Annotated in this window: 17 protein-coding genes; 8 read left to right on the top strand and 9 right to left on the bottom strand. The window is 68.9% G+C overall.

Features of this window, described 5'->3' with window-relative positions:
• Positions 1 to 9 precede the first annotated feature (9 nt).
• Positions 10 to 972: an alpha/beta fold hydrolase gene (locus SNE35_RS13465; protein ID WP_320423429.1), complete on the bottom strand. Its 963-nt coding sequence runs from the start codon at positions 970 to 972 to the stop codon at positions 10 to 12.
• Entirely contained in the window at positions 972 to 1,778 is an 807-nt protein-coding gene (locus SNE35_RS13460) for a sulfurtransferase (RefSeq protein WP_320423428.1), read from the bottom strand. Before SNE35_RS13460 ends, SNE35_RS13465 begins: the two co-directional genes overlap by 1 nt.
• A gap of 48 nt (positions 1,779 to 1,826) precedes the next feature.
• Here SNE35_RS13460 and SNE35_RS13455 point away from each other — a divergent pair, with 48 nt between their 5' ends.
• The gene (locus tag SNE35_RS13455) at positions 1,827 to 2,045 is read left to right on the top strand and encodes a SlyX family protein (protein ID WP_320423427.1); all 219 of its coding nucleotides are present in this window, start codon (positions 1,827 to 1,829) and stop codon (positions 2,043 to 2,045) included.
• A gap of 10 nt (positions 2,046 to 2,055) precedes the next feature.
• Here the strand turns inward: SNE35_RS13455 and SNE35_RS13450 are convergent, their stop codons facing one another.
• From SNE35_RS13450 to SNE35_RS13430, 5 genes are all read right to left on the bottom strand, one after another.
• On the bottom strand, positions 2,056 to 3,234 hold the full coding sequence (locus tag SNE35_RS13450) for a hypothetical protein (RefSeq protein WP_320423426.1): 1,179 nt from the start codon (positions 3,232 to 3,234) through the stop codon (positions 2,056 to 2,058).
• Positions 3,231 to 4,766, bottom strand: a complete 1,536-nt coding sequence (locus SNE35_RS13445; RefSeq protein ID WP_320423425.1) for a class I adenylate-forming enzyme family protein — start codon at positions 4,764 to 4,766, stop codon at positions 3,231 to 3,233. The genes SNE35_RS13450 and SNE35_RS13445 overlap by 4 nt, the downstream gene beginning before the upstream one ends.
• A gap of 36 nt (positions 4,767 to 4,802) precedes the next feature.
• Positions 4,803 to 5,129 carry a c-type cytochrome gene (locus SNE35_RS13440; protein WP_320423424.1) on the bottom strand — a complete coding sequence of 109 codons (327 nt, stop codon included), beginning with the start codon at positions 5,127 to 5,129 and terminating at the stop codon, positions 4,803 to 4,805.
• Complete coding sequence (locus SNE35_RS13435) at positions 5,126 to 6,406, bottom strand: PQQ-dependent sugar dehydrogenase (RefSeq protein WP_320423423.1); 1,281 nt, start codon at positions 6,404 to 6,406, stop codon at positions 5,126 to 5,128. The genes SNE35_RS13440 and SNE35_RS13435 overlap by 4 nt, the downstream gene beginning before the upstream one ends.
• Before the next feature lie 337 nt (positions 6,407 to 6,743).
• Positions 6,744 to 7,673 (bottom strand): peptidylprolyl isomerase, encoded by a 930-nt coding sequence (locus tag SNE35_RS13430; RefSeq protein ID WP_320423422.1) that lies wholly within the window; start codon positions 7,671 to 7,673, stop codon positions 6,744 to 6,746.
• Positions 7,674 to 7,726: 53 nt separating this feature from the next.
• On the opposite strand from SNE35_RS13430, the gene dnaE reads away from it, so the two are divergent.
• Both dnaE and SNE35_RS13420 read left to right on the top strand, forming a co-directional pair.
• Positions 7,727 to 11,278: a DNA polymerase III subunit alpha gene (dnaE, locus tag SNE35_RS13425; protein WP_320423421.1), complete on the top strand. Its 3,552-nt coding sequence runs from the start codon at positions 7,727 to 7,729 to the stop codon at positions 11,276 to 11,278.
• Between the two features lie 43 nt (positions 11,279 to 11,321).
• Positions 11,322 to 12,605, top strand: coding sequence for a patatin-like phospholipase family protein (locus SNE35_RS13420; RefSeq protein WP_320423420.1), 1,284 nt, complete (start codon positions 11,322 to 11,324; stop codon positions 12,603 to 12,605).
• Here the strand turns inward: SNE35_RS13420 and SNE35_RS13415 are convergent.
• Together SNE35_RS13415 and msbA are read right to left on the bottom strand one after the other, a co-directional pair.
• Positions 12,594 to 12,872 (bottom strand): ComEA family DNA-binding protein, encoded by a 279-nt coding sequence (locus tag SNE35_RS13415; protein WP_320423419.1) that lies wholly within the window; start codon positions 12,870 to 12,872, stop codon positions 12,594 to 12,596. The genes SNE35_RS13420 and SNE35_RS13415 overlap by 12 nt on opposite strands.
• 2 nt (positions 12,873 to 12,874) lie before the next feature.
• Positions 12,875 to 14,623 (bottom strand): lipid A export permease/ATP-binding protein MsbA, encoded by a 1,749-nt coding sequence (msbA, locus tag SNE35_RS13410; protein ID WP_320423418.1) that lies wholly within the window; start codon positions 14,621 to 14,623, stop codon positions 12,875 to 12,877.
• A 41-nt stretch (positions 14,624 to 14,664) separates the two neighbouring features.
• Here msbA and SNE35_RS13405 point away from each other — a divergent pair, with 41 nt between their 5' ends.
• The 5 genes from SNE35_RS13405 (at position 14,665) to gmhB (ending at position 18,280) form a co-directional block, all read left to right on the top strand.
• A complete protein-coding gene (locus tag SNE35_RS13405) occupies positions 14,665 to 15,237 on the top strand; it encodes a D-sedoheptulose-7-phosphate isomerase (protein ID WP_320423417.1) in 573 nt (190 codons plus the stop codon).
• 73 nt (positions 15,238 to 15,310) lie between these two features.
• Positions 15,311 to 16,246 (top strand): D-glycero-beta-D-manno-heptose-7-phosphate kinase, encoded by a 936-nt coding sequence (rfaE1, locus tag SNE35_RS13400; RefSeq protein WP_320423416.1) that lies wholly within the window; start codon positions 15,311 to 15,313, stop codon positions 16,244 to 16,246.
• Entirely contained in the window at positions 16,243 to 17,256 is a 1,014-nt protein-coding gene (gene rfaD, locus SNE35_RS13395) for an ADP-glyceromanno-heptose 6-epimerase (RefSeq protein ID WP_320423415.1), read from the top strand. Before rfaE1 ends, rfaD begins: the two co-directional genes overlap by 4 nt.
• Positions 17,253 to 17,741 carry an adenylyltransferase/cytidyltransferase family protein gene (locus tag SNE35_RS13390; RefSeq protein ID WP_320423414.1) on the top strand — a complete coding sequence of 163 codons (489 nt, stop codon included), beginning with the start codon at positions 17,253 to 17,255 and terminating at the stop codon, positions 17,739 to 17,741. The genes rfaD and SNE35_RS13390 overlap by 4 nt, the downstream gene beginning before the upstream one ends.
• On the top strand, positions 17,738 to 18,280 hold the full coding sequence (gene gmhB, locus SNE35_RS13385; RefSeq protein ID WP_320423413.1) for a D-glycero-beta-D-manno-heptose 1,7-bisphosphate 7-phosphatase: 543 nt from the start codon (positions 17,738 to 17,740) through the stop codon (positions 18,278 to 18,280). The genes SNE35_RS13390 and gmhB overlap by 4 nt, the downstream gene beginning before the upstream one ends.

Below are 18,280 nucleotides of genomic sequence, written 5' to 3'. Positions count from 1 at the left end.
CCTTGAGGGTCAGGTCTTGTCTTTGATCGATTCGAGGAAGGTCTTCACCGGCACCAGCGTCGCCTGCGGGTCTTCCTCTTGCGGCACATGGCCGAGTGTCTCGAATGTAACCAGCCGGCTGCCCGGAATCTCCTGCGCGAAAACCCTGGCCGCGGCGATCGGGATCAGCCGGTCGCGCGCACCCCACAGGATCAAGGTCGGCTGCCTGATCTTCGGCAGCAGGGCGATGAACTTGCCCGGCGTGCGCTGGTCCATGCGCCGGCCCAGAGCCTCGCGGTTGCCCTCGCGCACCGTCATCTCGAAGTAGCGATCCACCAGCGCGCCGTCGACCTTGGACGGATCGCCGTAGACGTTCTTCACGCTGCGTTCGATGAAGGAGCGGGGCAGCACGTACTGGGCGATGTGGCGCACGAGCGGCATCTGCGCGAGCTTGAAGCCGTCCGGCACCGATTGCGCCTCGACCGCCTGGCCACCCGCGTCCACCAGGATCAGCGCGCTGACGCGCTCCGGATGCAGCGCGGCCAGTTGCCAGGCGATCTGCCCGCCCAGCGAGTTGCCGGCGAGCACCACGTGCTGCAGCTTCAGCCGGTCCAGCATCGCCAGCACGAAGGCCTGGTAGGCCTCGTCGCGGTAGTCGCCGCTGACGGCCGGTCCGGTCAGGCCGAAGCCGGGCAGGTCGAAGCTGATGACGCGGCGGGTCTTCTTCAGCTCCTCAGCCCAGCCTTCCCAGGTGTGCAGACTGGACGAGGTGCCGTGCAGCAGCACCAGCGGCGTCGGATCGGTCTGCTGGCCTTCGTCGCGCAGGTGCACGACCTGGTCACCCAGCTCGATGAATTCGGAGGGCGGCGGCGCCCAGCGCGGCACCAGGCTCTCCAGCGTGCGATCCGGCGCCCGGATCGCCGCGTAGCCGAGCGAAGACAGCATCAGCAATACGCCGAACAGGCGCACGGCCCATCCCGCGAGTCCGCCCATCAGGCCGGTTCCTTGTGATCCGGTGCTCGGTGCGCCTCGCTGGCGGGGCGGACGATGTCGGCATCCGGCGCCAGCCCGGCGTCCAGCGACTCGCGCTGGTCGAAGACGAAGCAGCCGCCGTGGTAGTGCGGCGCGCCCTTCGTTTCCTCGAAATACTTCAGGATGCCGCCTTCCAGCTGGTAGACCGGCGCGCCGAGATCCTGCTGCTGCAGGTAGATGGCAGCTTTCTCGCAGCGGATGCCGCCGGTGCAGTAGCTGACGACGGTTTTGCCCTGCAGCTCGGCGCGGTGCTGCTGCACGGCCTCGGGGAACTCGCTGAACTTGGCGATGCGCCAGTCGATCGCGCCGTCGAAGGCGCCGTAGTCGACCTCGAAGGCATTGCGCGTGTCCAGCATCACGACGGGCCGGCCGGCGTCGTCATGGCCCTGGTTCAGCCAGCGGGCCAGGGTCGTGGCGGTGACGGCCGGCGCGCGCTCCAGCGCATCGGGCCGGATCGCCGGATGGTTCATGCGGATGATCTCGGGCTTGACCTTGACCAGCAGCTTCTTGAACGGGACCGCTTCGCTCCAGCTCTCCTTGGGCGCCAGATCGGCGAAGCGGGCATCGTCCTTCAGCGCCACGACCCAGGCGCGGACAGCCTCGGCGGGGCCGGCCAGGAACAGATTGATGCCTTCTTCGGCCAGCAGCACCGTGCCCTTGAGGGCCAGCGCCTCGGCGCGTTCGTGCAGGGTGTCGCGCAGCGCCTGCGCGTCGGGCAGGCGCACGAACTTGTAGGCCGAGATGTTGAGGATGGATGCGGTCGTCATGGGAAGCGGCAGATTGTAGGTGCGGCCCTGGTGTCCAATAGCGCTCCTATGGATACCGAACACGATGTGGACGCCCGCCTGACCGAGCTGGAGATCAAGGCCAGCTTCGCCGAGGACCTGGTCGAGCAGCTCAACCAGATCGTGATCCGCCAGCAGGAGCAGATCGATCTGCTGATGCGGGAATTGGTGGAGCTGAAGCGGCAGGCGCCGGCCGAAGGCGGCCCGGCGTTTCGGAGCTTGCGGGACGAGTTGCCGCCCCACTATTGAGGCGTTCGGCTCACCATTTGCAACCCTTGTCCCGCGCGGTGTCCACCGCCAGCGGGACCACGGCCAGCAGCCCGTTGGCCGCATGCTCGTCGCGGCAGTCGCCGCGGCCGGCCTTCTTCATGTCCTCGCCGAGCTTGGCCTTGGCGTCGGGCGGGTGGGGCATCAGGTTCAGCATGCTGTCGCCGCCCTGGCGCGCGACCGGGCGGTTGACGGGCATGCGCAGGTCCAGCGGCGTGCGTGGCGAGCTGGCTGAGGCCGAGGGCGATGTCGCGACGTCGTGGCCGCGCTGCGTGCCGGCGTCGGGCGCGCCGACCGGAGGCAGGGCCGGGACGAGGCTGGGGGCCGCCGGCTGGCTGGTGTTTGCCGAGGGCGCGGCTCCGGGCGCGACTTGCGGCGTCACGCCCGGATTGATCGGCGCCACCGGCGCGGTGACCTGGGGCTGGGCCTTGGGCGCGCTCAAGGGCTGCGATTGAAGGGCGGGCGGCGTGATCGTCTGAGGCAGCTCCGCGGGCGCGCGGCGGGCGGGGATGGCCTCTGGCTCGGGCAACGTGCGCAGGTCGGGTGGAGCGGGCACCGGCGCCGGCGGGGCTTCCACCGGTGCTGCGGCGGGTAGCGGCTTCAGCAGGTCGGGGGCGGACTTGTTGTCGGTGCTGCTGCGTGACGGGGCGGGCAAGGCCGGCTTCTGCAGCCGCTGCACGGTGACGGGCGCCGCTTCCTGGGTGCGGATCGTCGGTTCGGGTTCGGGCGCCGCAGCCGGTACAGGCGCAGGTGCTTCAGGTTCGGGCGCCGGGCCATTCAGCTGCTCGGCGGGCGTGGCGTTCCAGCGCCCCAACTCAGCGGCGCCCGGGCTCGGCGCCGGGCGCTGGACGGGCCGCACGCTGCCGCCCTGGCGGCGCTTCGGCGCGGCGCCGGTGGGGCCGGAATCGACGGGGATCGGTGCGGCTTGCGGCGGCGTTTCCACCGCCGGGCTGGGCGGGCCGGTCAGCGTGATGCTCAGCGCCGTGTTTAGCCGGCCCCACACACCTTCGCCCGGCGCTGCGCTGCCGCCCGGCGCGGTGCCGATGGTCAGCACCAGCCACAGGTGCAGCAGCAGCGCCAGCGCCAGGCACTGCCCCAGGCGCGTCCGCGGCAGCGGCAGCGGGGGCCAGACGCTGATGGTCGGCCCGCGGCGGGGCAGGGCCAGGATCACGCGCCGGGTGCTCCTGGCGACTCCGCGGCGTGGCGATCACGCAGCTCGCGCTTGAGCACCTTGCCGATCGCGCTGCGCGGCAGTTCGTCGATGCTGCGCAGCTCGGAGAGCCGCTGCGTCTTGCCGACGCGCTCGTTGAGCCACAGCCGCAGCGCGCTGTCCGTCGTCTCTTCGTGGCCTGAGCGGCGCACCACGTAGGCCACCGGCGTCTCGCCCCAGATGTCGCTGGGCACGCCGACCACGGCCACGTCCGCCACGGCCGGGTGCTCGCGCAGCAGTGCCTCGAGGTCGCTCGGGTAGATGTTGAAGCCGCCGGAGATGATCATGTCCTTCTTGCGGTCGGACAGGATCAGGAAGCCGTCGGCGTCGAAGCGGCCGACGTCGCCGGTGCGGATGAAGCGCTTGCCGTCCGGCGCGAACCACTCGGCCTCGCGGGTCTTGGCGGGTTGGCCGTGATAGCCGCTCATCATGCCGGCCGAGTGGCCGACCACCTCGCCGGTCTGGCCGGGCTCGGTCAGCTCGCGGCCCTCGTCGTCGATCAGCCGGATGTCGTGGCCGTCCGCCGGCTGGCCGACCGTGTGCAGCTTGTTCGGGTTGGCGCGGGCATCGAGGATGCAGGTGCCGCCGCCTTCGGTCATGCCGTAGAACTCGACCAGCGCGCCGGGCCAGCGGCTCAGCACGTCGGCCTTCAGCTTGGCCGAGAAGGGTGCGCTGGTGCAGAACTTGGCGAGGTAGCTGCCGAGGTCATGAGCGTCGAAATCGGGCCGCGCCATGATGCGCTGGTACTGCACCGGCACCAGCATCGTGTGCGTGATGCGCTTCGCCTGGGCGAGCGCCAGGTAGGCGCCCGCCTCGAAGCGCGGCATCAGGTAAACCGTGCCGCCGAAGGCCAGCACCGGGAAGAAGACCACCAGCGTGGTGTTCGAGTACAGCGGCGTGGCGAGCAGCGCGCGGGAGTCTGCGTTGTAGCCGTAGCGGGCACCGCGCGCCACGTGCGTCCAGCGCATGCCGTGCGGCTGGACGATGCCCTTGGGCGTGCCGGTCGTGCCGGAGGAATAGATGATGTTGAACGCATCGCCCGGCGCTGGCGAGACCGGCTCGGGTTGCGCGCCCGGCGGGGCGAGCCAGGCTTCCAGCTCGGCGGTGTCGATGCGGATCGTGCGCACGTCCGCCGGCGCCAGCGCGGCGGCCGATTCGTCGACGAACAGCAGCCGCGCCTGCGCATCGGCCAGCATGCCGTCGAAGGAGGCCGGCGTCACCGAAGCGGCCAGCGGCGCGACGACCGCGCCTGCCCGCAGCGCGCCAAGGAACAGCGCGCCCTGCATCGGCGTGGACATGCCGGACACGGCCACCGCGTCACCGGGGCGGACGTCATCTCTCTGCAGCGCGGCCGCGATGCGATCCATCAGCGCGTCCAGCGCGGCATAGCTCAGCGATTCGCCGCCGTCCTGAACGATCGCCGGCTGCTCGGGCCGCGCGCGGGCGTGCTCGCGGATCAGGTCGGCGATCAGGTGGAAGTCGGCTTCGTTCATCGGGCGGCTCGTGGGTGGACGAGCCGCCTTTTTACCTCAGCGCGGCGCTTGTGCTTCGACCTTGATGGAAGCGAACCAGGCGGCGAGGTTCGCGATGTCCGCATCGCTCAACGGCTTGGCCATCACGCTCATGATCTCGTGCTTGCGCGTGCCATCGCGATACGCACGCAGCTGAGCGGTGAGATAGACCTCGGGCTGGCCGGCCAGGTTGGGCGCGTCCGGCGCGGTCGCGATGCCCTGCGGGCCGTGGCAGACCGCGCAGGCCTGCGCCTTCTGGCGCCCGACCTGCGCGTCCTGGGCCTGGGCGGGAAGGCCCCCCCAGGCCAGGGCTGCTGCTGCGAACAGGAGCAGGCTCTGCCTCATGGGGCGGTGTAGGTGACGCGGTAGATGGCGCCGGCAAAGTCGTCGCTGATCAGCAGCGAGCCGTCCTTGGCCACGGCCACGTCCACCGGGCGGCCACGGTACAGGCCGGTATCGTCCAGCCAACCTTCGGCGAAGACCTCGGTCTTGTCGGCCGTGCCGTCAGGCTTCAGCGAGGTGAACAGCACCTGCGCGCCGACCGGCTTGGTGCGGTTCCAGGAGCCGTGCTGGGCCGAGAAGATGCCGCCCTGGTACTTCGCCGGGAAGGACTTGCCGGTGTAGAAGACCATGCCCAGGTCGGCCGCATGGGCGATGGTGTAGACCTGCGGGTCGACGATGTTGGCCGGCAGCGGGTCCTTGTCGTAGCCGAATTCGGTGATGCGGGTCTTGCCCTGTTTCCAGGGGTAACCGAAGAACTGACCGGCCTTGGTGGCGCGGTTGATCTCGCCGGCGGGGATGTCGTCGCCCATGCCGTCGGTCTGGTTGTCGGTGAACCAGAGCGTGCCGTCCTTGGGGTTGAAGTCCATGCCCACGGAGTTGCGGACGCCGGTGGCGTAGACCTCGCGCTTGCTGCCGTCGAGGTTCATGCGCACGATGCCGCCGATGCCCCACTGCTTGTACAGGTCGAGCTTGTCGCGCGGCGGCACGTTGAAGGGCTGGCCCATCGTGATGTAGAGCATGCCGTCCGGCCCGATGCGGCAGGTGCGCGCGCCGTGGTTGAAGGACTCTTCCTCGGGCGGGATCAGCTTGCCCTGCGGCAGGATCTCGCCGACGGCCACGTCCGGGCCTTCATAGAAGAACTCCGCGGCCGGGAAGCTCAGCACGCGGTTGTGCTCGGCGACGATCAGCACGCCGTCCTTGGTCCAGCAGACCCCGTTCGGGTTGCTGAACTTCAGGCTCGGCGCGAAGGACTTCACCTCCGTCGCCGCGTCGCCGCTGTTGCGGTTGGTGACGGCCCAGACGGTGGTCTTGCGGGTGCCGACGAAGAGCATGTTCGTGCTGGGCGCCACGGCCATGTGGCGCGCATCGGGCACGACGGCGTAGAGGCTGATCTGGAAACCCGGCGGCAGCTTGATCCGCTTCAGGTTGGCCTTGATGGCATCGGCGTTCGCACCTGTCTGGGGCACCAACGGGATGTTGAGGTCAGTGCTCGCGACCTTCATGCCCTTGAGCTTTTCCATATTGGGCTGGGCAGAGGCGGGAACAGCGAAGCAGGCGAGGGCGGCGGCAAGGGCAACTGCATGAGCCGCGGACGTCTGCCGTGGGGAATCGATTCGCATGGCAAGTCTCCGGTCGGTGCGTTATTGGTCTAACCCTGAGCCTCGACGGGCTCCTGGCTTTTCAATTCTTAACGTCCGGAGTGCGAAGTCTCAAGGGATTTCTTCCCGGGGACTTTCCTGGGGGCCTGCGTACCACTGCAGCGCGGCAGGGTGGGTTGCCACGCTTGCGGTGCAACGATGCTTGTGCTGGCTGGGCTTCCGCGGGCCGAGCGCCGGGCCGCTCCCAAGCCGGCCCACATGGCGATGTGCTTGCGGCTCGATGCCGCAAGCATCGCCGTCCCCTCGGGGGACCGACTGGGCCCGCCCGCGTTCAGCGAGGCGAGACCAGGCGAGGGGCTTACTTCCCTGGGCGGGTGGGTACCGTTGCGCTGCAGACGTCGATGTGCTTCGGGTTGTAGACGAACCAGCCGGTGCGGTTGCGCCGAGCGTCCAGCAACTGGGGCCAGGTCTTGCTGTCCGTGCGCAGCACCTGCAGGTGCGGGCGCTCGGCCTCGGGCATGTCGGCCAGCAGGCGCACGCGCTTGATCGCGGTGCGTTGCTCGGCCTGGTCGTAGAAGCCCATGTTCGGGCCGCCGCGTGGCAGGCTGGAGAGCAGTTCGATGCCCGACAGCACGCGGCCGACGACGGTGATGTTCAGATCCAGCCCACGCGGCGCCTGGCCGATCACGGCATAGAGCTCGCCACCGGTGCTGGAATCAGCCTCGTTGCCGCGGCCGGCGCCGACCATCCCGTAGCAGTGGGCCAGCCAGGCCTGGCCGGTCTTCGGGTTGGCGGCGACCGGGAAGCCGTCGACGAAGCCGGTGACCGGCGCCCAGCCGTCCACGTCGGGCAGCTTCTTCAGCGGCAGGCCCTTCAGCGGGATCGAGAATTCGGCCGGCAGGTGCGCCTCGGCCTTGCCCAGCGACCGGGCCTTGGCCGGGTCGTCGCCGTCCGGGTCGCCCCACTGGGCGACGAAGTTGTCCTGCACGCGCACGACGGCCAGGCCGTCGTAGAAGCCGGTGTGGGCCATCTCGCGGATGTTGGCGGCGTGCTTCGGTGCGAAGCGCGGTGCCAGTTCGATCAAGACCTGACCCTGGGCGAATTCCATCAGGATCGTGTTGTCGGGGTCGAGCTCACGCCAGTCGCCGTCGGGCGAGTCCTTGATGATGTCGGCGCTGCTCTTGGTCGGGACGGCGGGCTTCTTCGCCGCCGGGTGCTTCGCGGCAAAAGCCGGAAGGGCGGCGATCAGCAGGGCGGCCAGCAGGGTGGCGAGTGGGGCTTTCTTCATGGGAAGTCTCCTTGTCGGGCGGCAGCATACCCGCGGCCTCCTAAAATCCAGGGATGTCTTTCGTTCACCTGCGCACCCATACCGAGTTCTCCGTCGTCGACGGCACCCTTCGCGTCGACGACGCTGCCGCCGCGGCGGCCAAGGACGGGCAGGTCGCCCTGGGCCTGAGCGACCTCGCCAACCTGTTCGGCGGCGTCAAGTTCTACAACGCCTGCCGCAAGAAGGGCGTGAAGCCCATCCTCGGCGCCGACTGCTGGCTGGAGCCCGAGGGCTCCGACAAGAACCCGAGCCGCATCCTGCTGCTGGTGCAGAACACGCAGGGCTACCTGAACATCTCCGAACTGCTGTCGCGCGCCTGGATTCAGAACGTGATCCGCAACCAGGCCTGCCTGAAGTGGGAATGGCTGCAGGAGCTGGGCGAGGGGCTGATCTGCCTCTCCGGCGCGCAGCACGGCGGCCTGGGCCAGGCGCTGCTGATGGGCGACAAGGCGCGGGCGAAGGACTGGGCGGCGCGGCTTTCGGCGGCCTTCCCGGGCCGCTTCTACATCGAGCTGCAGCGTGCGGGCCTGCCGGGGCAGGAGGCGCTGGTGCAGTCCAGCGTGCCGCTGGCGGCTGAACTGGGCCTGCCGGTCGTCGCCACCCACCCGATCCAGTTCCTGACCGAGGACGAATACGGCGCGCACGAGGCGCGCGTCTGCATCGCCGACGGCGAGACGTTGGCCAACCCGAAGCGCATCAAACGCTTCCTGCCGGGCCAGTATTTCCGCGACCAGGCGACGATGGAGAAGCTGTTCGCCGACATCCCGAGCGCGATCACCAACACGGTGGAGATCGCGCGGCGCTGCAGTCTCTCGCTGGTGCTGGGCAAGCCGCAGCTGCCGGACTTCCCGACGCCGATCCTCGACGACGGCAAGCCGATGCCGATGGACCAGTACTTCCGCCAGTTGTCCTTCGAAGGCCTGGAAGAACGGTTGCATTTGCTGTACCCGGACGAGGCCAAGCGCGACGCCCAGCGCCCGCGCTATGTCGAGCGGCTGGAGTTCGAGCTGGAGACCATCATCAAGATGGGCTTCCCGGGCTACTTCCTGATCGTGTCGGACTTCATCCGCTGGGCCAAGAACAACGGCTGCCCGGTCGGCCCGGGCCGGGGGTCGGGCGCGGGCTCGCTGGTCGCCTACGCGCTGTCGATCACCGACCTGGATCCGCTGGAATACAACCTGCTGTTCGAGCGTTTCCTGAACCCCGAGCGGGTCTCGATGCCCGACTTCGACATCGACTTCTGCCAGGGCAACCGCGACCGCGTCATCGACTACGTGAAGGAAAAGTATGGCCGCCCGGCGGTGAGCCAGATCGCCACCTTCGGCACGATGGCGGCCAAGGGCGCGCTGCGAGACATCGGCCGCGTGCTGGGCATGGGCTTCGGCCACGTGGACTCGATCGCCAAGCTGGTTCCGGCGCCGCCGGGCAAGACGGTGACCCTGGCGCCGCTGCCGGACGACTTCGACCCCAACAAGGCCAAGATGATCTACGCCCGCCACGAGGCGCCGGAGATCAACGACCGCGAGCAGGCCGACGAGGAAGTCGCCGCGCTGCTGGCCCTGGCCACGCAGGTGGAGGGCACGGTGCGCTCGATCGGCATGCACGCCGGCGGCGTGCTGATCGCGCCCGGCAAGATCACCGACTTCTGCCCGCAGTACCAGCAGCCTGGCTCGACCAGCGCGGTGAGCCAGTACGACAAGGACGACGTCGAGGCGATCGGCCTCGTGAAGTTCGACTTTTTGGGCCTGGCCACCTTGACCATCATGGAGATGGCCAAGGAGTTCATCGTCGCTCGCTATCCCGAGCAGAAGGACTTCGCCTTCGAGAAGATCCCGCTCGACGACCGCCGCACCTACAAGCTCTTCTCCGACGGCCTGACCGAATCGGTGTTCCAGTTCGAATCCCCCGGCATGCAGAAGATGCTGAAGGAGGCGAAGCCCTCGCGCCTGGAAGACCTGATCGCGCTGAACGCGCTGTACCGGCCGGGCCCGATGGACCTGATCCCCACCTTCGTCGCGCGCAAGCACGGCAAGGAGAAGGTCGAGTACCCGCACCCGCTGGCCGAGGCCGTGCTGTCCGAGACCTACGGCATCATGGTCTACCAGGAGCAGGTGATGCAGACCGCCCAGGTGCTGGGCGGCTACACGCTGGGTGGCGCGGACATGCTGCGCCGCGCGATGGGCAAGAAGAAGGCCGAGGAAATGGCCGCCCACCGCGAGCTGTTCCGCAAGGGCGCGGCCGAGAAGGGCCTCGACACGGCCAAGGCCGACGAGGTCTTCGACCTGATGGAGAAGTTCGCGGGGTACGGCTTCAACAAGTCGCACGCCGCCGCCTACTCGCTGCTGGCCTATCACACCGGCTGGCTGAAGGTCCATTTCACCGCGGAGTTCTACGCGGCGAACATGACCATCGAGTCGGACGACACCGACAAGCTGAAGGTGCTGCTGAACGATGCCAAGCTGTTCGGCATCGAGTTCGAGCCGCCCAACGTCAACCTGGGCGTGCACCGCTTCGAGCCGCTGTCCAAGACGAAGATCAACTACAGCCTCGGCGCGATCAAGGGCTCGGGCCAGAACGCGATCCACGCGATCGTGGCGGCGCGCAATGCCGGCGGGCCGTTCAAGAGCTTCTTCGACTTCTGCGCGCGCGTGGACCGCAAGCAGGTCAACAAGCGCGTGACCGAGGCGTTGATCAAGGCCGGCGCCTTCGACTCGCTGGAGCCCAACCGGGCGCGCCTGCTGGCGAGCGTCGGCCTGGGCTACACCTTCGCCGACAACCTGACGCAGAACGCCGACCAGGGCGGCCTGTTCGATTTCGACGACAGCGCGCACGGCTCCTCCACCGCCGAGCCGCCGCTGGTCGAGGCCGCCGAATGGAGCATCAAGGAGAAGCTGAGCCTGGAGAAGACGGCGATCGGCTTCTTCCTCTCCGGCCACCTGTTCGACCAGAGCGGCGAGGAAGTGCGCCGCATGGTCAAGCGCCGCATCGGCGACGCGCAGGACAGCCGCGAACCGCAGATGCTGGCCGGCATCGTCGGCGACATGCGCATCATCAACGGCAGCCGCGGCCGCGTGGCGATCTTCAAGCTCGACGACAAGAGCGACGCGATCGAGGCGGTGGCCAACGAGGAGCTGATCAACGCGAACAAGGAACTGCTGGCGGAAGACGAGCTGATCATCGTCTCCGGCAAGGTGCAGAACGACCGCTTCTCCGGCGGCCTGCGGCTGACGATCCAGCAGGTCTGGTCGCTCACGGCGGCCCGCGCGCGCTTCGGCAAGTATTTCTACGTGCCGGTGCGCGGCAAGATGCCGCCGCTGAAGGAAATCGTCGCCGGCTTCCCGCCCAAGCAGATCGAGACCGACCAGGGCACGGCGCGCCAGGGCCTGCGGGTGATGACGCACCATTTCCTGAACGGCGCCAGCGGGGTCGATGGCCAGGCCGAGTTCAAGATCGAGCTGGGCGAGGCGAGCAAGTTCTGGCCTTGCGACGAGGCGCTGGAGAAGCTGCGGACGGTCGTGGCTGCAGGGGATGCGAAGCAGGTGGCGCAGATCGTGTACGGTGAGTGACGGCGATGAATTCGGCGATGATTGATCGCCCGCTGCCATCGCCATGCAAGACGCCTCCGCGCCGAATCCCAGCACAACGTCACCGTCCACCGGCCTGATCCTCTCCGGCGGCGGTGCCCGCGCCGCCTACCAGGTCGGCGTGCTGGCCGCGCTGGCGCAGTTGCGGCGCGATGCGGGTGTGGCAACGGCGACCAATCCGTTTCCGATCATCTGCGGCACCTCGGCCGGCGCGATCAATGCGGCCACCTTGGCCAGCCATGCGGACGACTTCGATTCCGCCGTCGATGGCCTGGTCTACCTCTGGCAGAACATCCACGTCGACCAGGTCTACGCGGCCGACTCCTTCGGCGTGATCCGCACCGGCGCGCGCTGGATGACGATGATGAGCCTGGGCTGGGCGCTGACGCGCTGGCGGCGCTCCCATCCGAAGAGCCTGCTGAACAACGAGCCGCTGGGTGACCTGCTGCGCCAGTGGGTGCGGCTCGAGCGGCTCGGCGAGATGCTGGAGGCCGGCCACCTGAGCGCGCTGGCAATCAGTGGCTCCAGCTACACCTCGGGCCAGCACGTCACCTTCTTCCAGACCGGCCACGAGGTGAAGCCCTGGCTGCGTTCGCAGCGGCTCGCGGTGCGGACCGAGCTGACGATCGGACACCTGCTGGCGTCATCGGCGATCCCCTTCATCTTTCCGGCGCAGCTGCTGGACCTGGACGGCCAGGCCGAATGGTTCGGCGACGGCTCGATGCGCCAGAGCGCGCCGATCTCGCCGGCGGTGCACCTCGGCGCGGAACGGGTTCTCGTGATCGGCGCGGGCCGGATGAGCGAGCCGCCGGGTCGCCGCGTGCCGCTGGCCGAGGGGCATCCGAGCATGGCGCAGATCGCCGGCCATGCCTTGTCCAGCATCTTCCTGGACGCGCTGGCGGTGGACGTGGAGCGGCTGCAGCGGGTCAACAACACCTTGTCGCTGCTGCCGCCGGAGGTGCGCAGCAAGACGCCGCTGCGGCCGATCGACGTGCTGGTGATCGCGCCGAGCCGGCGCATCGACGACCTGGCCGCCGAGCACCAGGGCAGCCTGCCGGCGCCGATCCGTGCGCTGCTGCGGGGCGTGGGCGCCACCGGCCAGGGGCAGGGCGCCAGCGGCTCGGCGCTGACCAGCTACCTGCTGTTCGAGCCCTCGTTCACCAACGAGCTGATCAACCTGGGCATGAGCGACACGCTGGCGCGCCGGGACGATGTGCAGCGCTTTTTCGGCTGGCCCTCGGCGACGCCGACGACAGACCCGGCAGCGATGCGCAGGCGCCGCGGCGGCTTTGCTGAATCAGGCATCTGAGAAGGCCTGGCCCTCGACGCGCAAGCCCTGGTCGGACAGCTTGCGCGCGAGCTTTGGCCCCATGCCGGAAACCCGGCGGCGCAGGTCGCTCCAGCCGCTGAACGGCGCCTTGGCCCGCGCGGCGAGGATGCGTTCCGCCAGCCCCGGGCCAATGCCGTCCAACTGTTCGAGCTGAGCCTGGCTGGCAGTGTTGATTTCCAGCGTGGTGTCGCCGGCGAGCGCCGTGAGCGGCAGCGCCGCAATCAGCAAGGCGCGCCGCTTAAGCATCTCTATTCGCCGTTCTGTGCCCGCACCATCGCGGCGTAGGCGCCGTCGCGCGCCAGCAGCTCGTCGTGCGAGCCGCTCTCGATCACGCGGCCGTTGCCCATCACGTGGATCGCGTCGGCCGAGCGGATCGTCGAGAGCCGGTGGGCGATGACGATCAGCGTCTTGCGGCCCTGCCACTGCTCCAGCGCCTGCTGGACCGCGCGCTCGCTCTCGGTGTCCAGCGCCGAAGTCGCTTCGTCGAAGACCCAGATCGGCGCGTCCTTGTACAGCGCGCGGGCGATCGCCAGGCGCTGGCGCTGGCCGCCGGAGAGCTTGCTGCCGTTGGCGCCGACCATGGTGTCCACGCCCTGCGGCAAGGTCTGCGCGAAGTCCCACAGGTGGGCGGCACGCAGTGCCTGCTCCAACCGTGCCTCGTCGCGCGGCTGGGCGTAGGCGATGTTGTCGGCCACCGAGGCGTCGAACAGCACGATGTCCTGCGAGACAACGGCGAACTGGCGGCGCAGGCTGGCCTTCTTCAGGCTGTGCGTATCGGTGCCGTCCATCAGGATGCGGCCGGCATCCGGCTGGCCGAAGGCGAGCAGCAGGTGGACGATCGAGCTCTTGCCGGCGCCGGAGGAACCGACCAGCGCGGTCGTCTGCCCGGCCTTGAAATCCAGCGTCAGTCCGTCCAGCGCCGGGCGCTCGGCGCCGGGGTAGCGCAGGGTCACGTCCTGCATCTCCACGTGTCCGTGGCAGTTGACCATCTCGCCGGTGCCGGTGTCGACTTCCTGCGGCATGTCCATCAGGCTCAGGCAGCCGCGTGCCACTACCAGTGCGGTGTTGATCGGCTGAGTCAGATCGCTCAGGTGGCGAAGCCGCGAGCTCAATAGCCCCAACGCAAAGACGAAAGCGGCGAACTCGCCAACGCCGGTGTTTGCGTCGCGCGCCTGTACCAGCGCCAGGCAGATGATCACCGAAAGGCCGATGCTCATGATGAACTGCGACAGCGGCTGCGTCAGCGCGCCAGCGGCCGTGGTCTTCAGCGAGTTGCGCTGTACTTCCTTGGCGAGCTGGCCGAAGGATTCGCGCTCGTGCTCGGCGGCGTCGAAGCTGCGCACGACGCGCCACGCGCGGGTGACGTCGTCGACCTTGTTGACCAGGTGCAGTTGCGCGTCGTAGGTGCGGCTGCCCATCTGGCGCACGCGCTGGTTGAGCTTGCGCACAACCACCGCCATCACCGGCGTCGTGATCATCGACAGCAGCGTCAACTGCCAATTCAGATAGAAGAGGTAGACCAGCATCGCTATGGCGGGCAGGCCGTCGCGCAGCAAGTTGATCACCGTATTGCCGAGCAGTTGCAGGATCTGCTGCGGGTCGTTGACGACCTTGGTGACGGCCGTGCCCGGCTGCAGGCTCGTGAACACGCGTGCGTCCGCGCGCAGCAGCGAATCGAGCAGCGCGGCGCGGAAGTCCATCACGGTGCGCGATAAGGTCCAGTTGAACAGGTACTGGCCGAGGAAGGAGAACAGCCCGCGCAGCGCGTACAGGCCGATCAGCACCACTGGCACCCACCAGACCGCAAACGATTCTTTGCCGAAGCCTTTGCCGAACACGGTCTCGATCAGCTTCGGGATCAGCGGCTCTGTGGCCGCCGCGCCGATGTAGGCCAGCACGGTCAGGACCAGACCCCAGCGATGGGGTTTGACGAAATGCGCGAGGCGCAGCGCGATCTGGCGCAGCGGGGTCTCGGAGACGGGGGGCAGCGAGGTCATAACCCGCCATTGTCGCCGTAACGTCATCGATAATCCCCGCCATGAATTCCCTGTTCCTGCGCAACCTCGAAGAACACCAGCAACTGATGGCCGCCTTGCCGGCGCTGGACGACGCCATCGGCGCCGCCGGCCGCCAGCTCGCGGCGCTGCTGGCCGGTGGCGGCAAGCTGATGTTCTGCGGCAATGGCGGCTCTGCCGCCGACAGCCAGCATCTGGCCTCCGAGCTGACCGGCCGCTTCATCAACGACCGCCGGCCGCTCGCCGGCCTGGCGCTGAGCACCGACAGCTCGGCCCTGACCTGCATCGGCAACGACTACTCGTTCGACGAGGTGTTCGCCCGCCAGGTCGCCGGCCTCGGCCGCGCGGGCGACGGCCTGATCGCCATTTCCACCTCCGGCAACTCGCGCAACGTGCTGCGCGCGGTGGCCGTGGCGCGCGAGGCGGGCATCTGGACGCTGGGCCTGCTCGGCCGTGACGGCGGCAAGCTGCGCGAGGCCTGCGATGCGGCCATCGTCGTGCCCAGTCAGGTGACGGCGCGCATCCAGGAAGCCCACATCCTGATCGGCCACACGCTGTGCGGCGTGATCGAGGCGGAACTGGGCATCGCAGGATGAGCGCCGCGCCGGGCCGCCCCAAGCAAGCTCGCTCCCCCTTGGGGGGACAGGCCGCAGGCCGAAGGGGGCATCAATGAGCGCGCTTCCGACAGCAGCGGCGCTGGCGCAGCGCCGCATCCTCGTCGTCGGTGACGTGATGCTGGACCGCTACTGGCACGGCGCCGTCGACCGCATCTCGCCTGAGGCGCCGGTGCCGGTCGTGCGCGTGCAGCGCGAGGAAGAGCGCCTGGGCGGCGCGGCCAACGTGGCCTTGAACGTCAAGACCCTGGGCGCCCGCGCGACTTTGCTGACCGTCGTCGGCGCCGACCACGCGGCCGAATCGCTCGGCCGGCTGCTGGCGGCGCGCGGTATCGAGGCCGTGCTGCGTACCGATCCGCAGCTGTCGACGATCGTCAAGCTGCGCGTGATCGGCCGCGCGCAGCAGCTGATCCGCATCGATTTCGAGAACGAGCCCGACCACGAGGTGCTGGGCCAGATGGTCGATGCCTTCGCCGAGCAACTGCCGCTGCACGACGTGGTGCTGTTCTCCGACTACGGCAAGGGCGGCCTGGCCCACATCCCGCGGATGATCGAGCTGGCCCGTGCGGCGGGCAAGCCGGTGCTGGTCGACCCCAAGGGCAGCGACTACCGCCGCTACGCCGGCGCCACCGTCATCACGCCGAATCGGAGCGAGCTGGCGCAGGTCGTCGGCACCTGGCGCGACGAAGCGGAACTGCAAGGCAAGGTCGACGCACTGCGCGCCGACATCGACGTCTCCGCCGTGCTGCTGACGCGCTCGGAGGAGGGTATGACGCTGTTCGAGGCGGGCGGCGCGACGCACGAGCCCGCGCGCGCCTACGAGGTCTTCGACGTGACCGGCGCGGGCGACACCGTCATTGCCACCCTCGCCGCGATGCTGGGCAGCGGCATGGCGCTGCGCGACGCGGTGCCCATCGCCAACCGCGCCGGCGGCATCGTCGTCGGCAAGTTCGGCACCGCCACCGTGAGTTACGAGGAGCTGTTCGCGTGAGAGTCGTCGTCACCGGAGCCGCCGGTTTCATCGGCGCCAACATCATCCGCGGCCTGAACGCGCTGGGCATCGACGATGTGATCGCCGTCGACAACCTGAGCGACGGCCCGAAGTACCGCAACCTGCTGGGCGCGCAGATCTCCGACTACTTCGACAAGACCGAGTTCTACGAGCGCTTCGCGCGCGGCGAGTTCGGGCACGTCGATGCCGTCATGCACGAAGGCGCCTGCTCCGACACGATGGAGCACGATGGCCGCTTCATGATGGAGACCAACTACCGCTGCTCCAAGGGCCTGCTCGATGCCTGCATGGCCCAGGGCACGCGGCTGCTGTATGCCTCCTCGGCCGCCACCTACGGCGCGAGCGAGACCTTCCGCGAGGAGCCCCGGTTCGAGCGTCCGCTGAACGTCTACGGCTACTCCAAGCTGCTGTTCGACAACGTCGTGCGCCGCATGCTGGCCCAGGCGCCGCACCAGGTGGCGGGCTTCCGCTACTTCAACGTCTACGGCCCGCGCGAGCAGCACAAGGGTCGCATGGCCTCGGTGGCCTACCACCACTACCAACAGTTCAAGACCAACGGCCAGGTCAAGCTGTTCGGCGAGTACGGCGGCTACGGGCCGGGCCAGCAGGCGCGCGACTTCGTCTTCGTGGACGATATCGTGGCGGTGAAGCTCTGGTTCCTCCAGCACCCGGAAGCACGCGGCATCTTCAACCTGGGCACGGGTCGGGCACAGCCGTTCAACGACGTCGCGCTGGCCAGCGTCAACGCGGCGCTGTCGCTGCGCGGCGAGCCGACGCGGCCGATGGCCGACCTGGTCCGCGACGGCCTGGTCGAATACATCGCCTTCCCCGATGCGCTGGTGGGCAAGTACCAGTGCCACACGCAGGCCGACCTGAGCCGGCTGCGCGCCGCCGGCTGCGACCATGTGTTCACCGATGTCGCCGCCGGCGTGGACCGCTACGTGCGCTGGCTGCATGCCAGCGAGTCGGACCCGGTGGGTGTGGCATGAGCCAGGCGCTGCTGGACAAGATTGTCCTGGACGACGCGGCGATCGAGGCGCGTGTCGCCGCGCTGCCGGGCCCCGTCGTGTTCACCAATGGTGTGTTCGACATCCTGCATCGGGGCCACGTCGGCTACCTGCAGGCCGCGCGCGAGCTGGGCGGCTCGCTGGTGCTGGGCCTCAACAGCGACGCCTCCGCGCGCCAGCTCGGCAAGGGGCCGGACCGGCCGCTGAACGCGGAGCTGGACCGTGCCTTCGTGCTGGCCGGCCTGGCCTCGGTGTCGCTGGTGCTGTTCTTCGATGAACGCACGCCGGTGTCGCTGCTGCGCCGCGTGCACGCCGACATCTACGTCAAGGGTGGCGACTACGACATGGAAGCGCTGGAGGAAACGACCGTCGTCCGTTCCTGGGGCGGCCGATCGCTGGCGATCCCCTTCGTGGACGGCTACTCGACCACCTCGCTGGTGCGGCGCATCCGGGGCGACGGCGCGTGAGGCCGGCCGCCTTTCTCGACCGCGACGGCGTCATCAACCTCGACCACGGCTACGTGTCGCGCTGGGAGGACTTCGAGTTCGTGCCCGGCGCGGTCGAGGCGATGCGGCGCCTGCAGGCCGCTGGCTATGCGCTCGTCATCGTCACCAACCAGTCGGGCATTGCCCGCGGCTACTACGACGAGGCGGCGGTGCTGCGCCTGCACGAAGCGCTGAGCGTGCATCTCGCGCAACAGGGCGTGACGCTCGCGGCCATCGAGTACTGCCCCCATCTGCCCGATGGCAGCGTGGCGCGCTACGCCGTGGAGTGCGACTGCCGCAAGCCTGCGCCGGGCATGATCCTGCGCAGCGCCGCGGCGCTGGGCGTCGACCTTGCGCGCTCGCTGATGTTCGGCGACAAGCCGTCGGACGTCGAGGCGGGTACGCGCGCGGGTGTCGGTCGCTGCGTGCGGCTAGCGACGAATGGCAATGCGCTAGACAGCGATCCGGACATCGATTTTCCTGACCTGCCACGGGCGCTCGATGCGCTGGGAATCGCCTGA

The sequence above is a fragment of the Roseateles agri genome (genome assembly GCF_034043675.1).
In the GTDB taxonomy this organism is placed as follows: Bacteria; Pseudomonadota; Gammaproteobacteria; order Burkholderiales; family Burkholderiaceae_C; genus KK5.
Note: the sequence above shows the minus strand (reverse complement) of the source record. Positions and strands in the feature narration are given on the sequence as shown.

What these genes read in the sequence shown, in the direction of transcription:
- SNE35_RS13465 (WP_320423429.1), bottom strand. Translation starts at nt 972, where the DNA reads ATGGGCGGACTCGCGGGATGGGCCGTGCGCCTGTTCGGCGTATTGCTG.
- SNE35_RS13460 (WP_320423428.1), bottom strand. Translation starts at nt 1,778, where the DNA reads ATGACGACCGCATCCATCCTCAACATCTCGGCCTACAAGTTCGTGCGC.
- SNE35_RS13455 (WP_320423427.1), top strand. Translation starts at nt 1,827, where the DNA reads ATGGATACCGAACACGATGTGGACGCCCGCCTGACCGAGCTGGAGATC.
- SNE35_RS13445 (WP_320423425.1), bottom strand. Translation starts at nt 4,766, where the DNA reads ATGAACGAAGCCGACTTCCACCTGATCGCCGACCTGATCCGCGAGCAC.
- SNE35_RS13440 (WP_320423424.1), bottom strand. Translation starts at nt 5,129, where the DNA reads ATGAGGCAGAGCCTGCTCCTGTTCGCAGCAGCAGCCCTGGCCTGGGGG.
- SNE35_RS13435 (WP_320423423.1), bottom strand. Translation starts at nt 6,406, where the DNA reads ATGCGAATCGATTCCCCACGGCAGACGTCCGCGGCTCATGCAGTTGCC.
- SNE35_RS13430 (WP_320423422.1), bottom strand. Translation starts at nt 7,673, where the DNA reads ATGAAGAAAGCCCCACTCGCCACCCTGCTGGCCGCCCTGCTGATCGCC.
- dnaE (WP_320423421.1), top strand. Translation starts at nt 7,727, where the DNA reads ATGTCTTTCGTTCACCTGCGCACCCATACCGAGTTCTCCGTCGTCGAC.
- SNE35_RS13420 (WP_320423420.1), top strand. Translation starts at nt 11,322, where the DNA reads ATGCAAGACGCCTCCGCGCCGAATCCCAGCACAACGTCACCGTCCACC.
- SNE35_RS13415 (WP_320423419.1), bottom strand. Translation starts at nt 12,872, where the DNA reads ATGCTTAAGCGGCGCGCCTTGCTGATTGCGGCGCTGCCGCTCACGGCG.
- msbA (WP_320423418.1), bottom strand. Translation starts at nt 14,623, where the DNA reads ATGACCTCGCTGCCCCCCGTCTCCGAGACCCCGCTGCGCCAGATCGCG.
- SNE35_RS13405 (WP_320423417.1), top strand. Translation starts at nt 14,665, where the DNA reads ATGAATTCCCTGTTCCTGCGCAACCTCGAAGAACACCAGCAACTGATG.
- rfaE1 (WP_320423416.1), top strand. Translation starts at nt 15,311, where the DNA reads ATGAGCGCGCTTCCGACAGCAGCGGCGCTGGCGCAGCGCCGCATCCTC.
- SNE35_RS13390 (WP_320423414.1), top strand. Translation starts at nt 17,253, where the DNA reads ATGAGCCAGGCGCTGCTGGACAAGATTGTCCTGGACGACGCGGCGATC.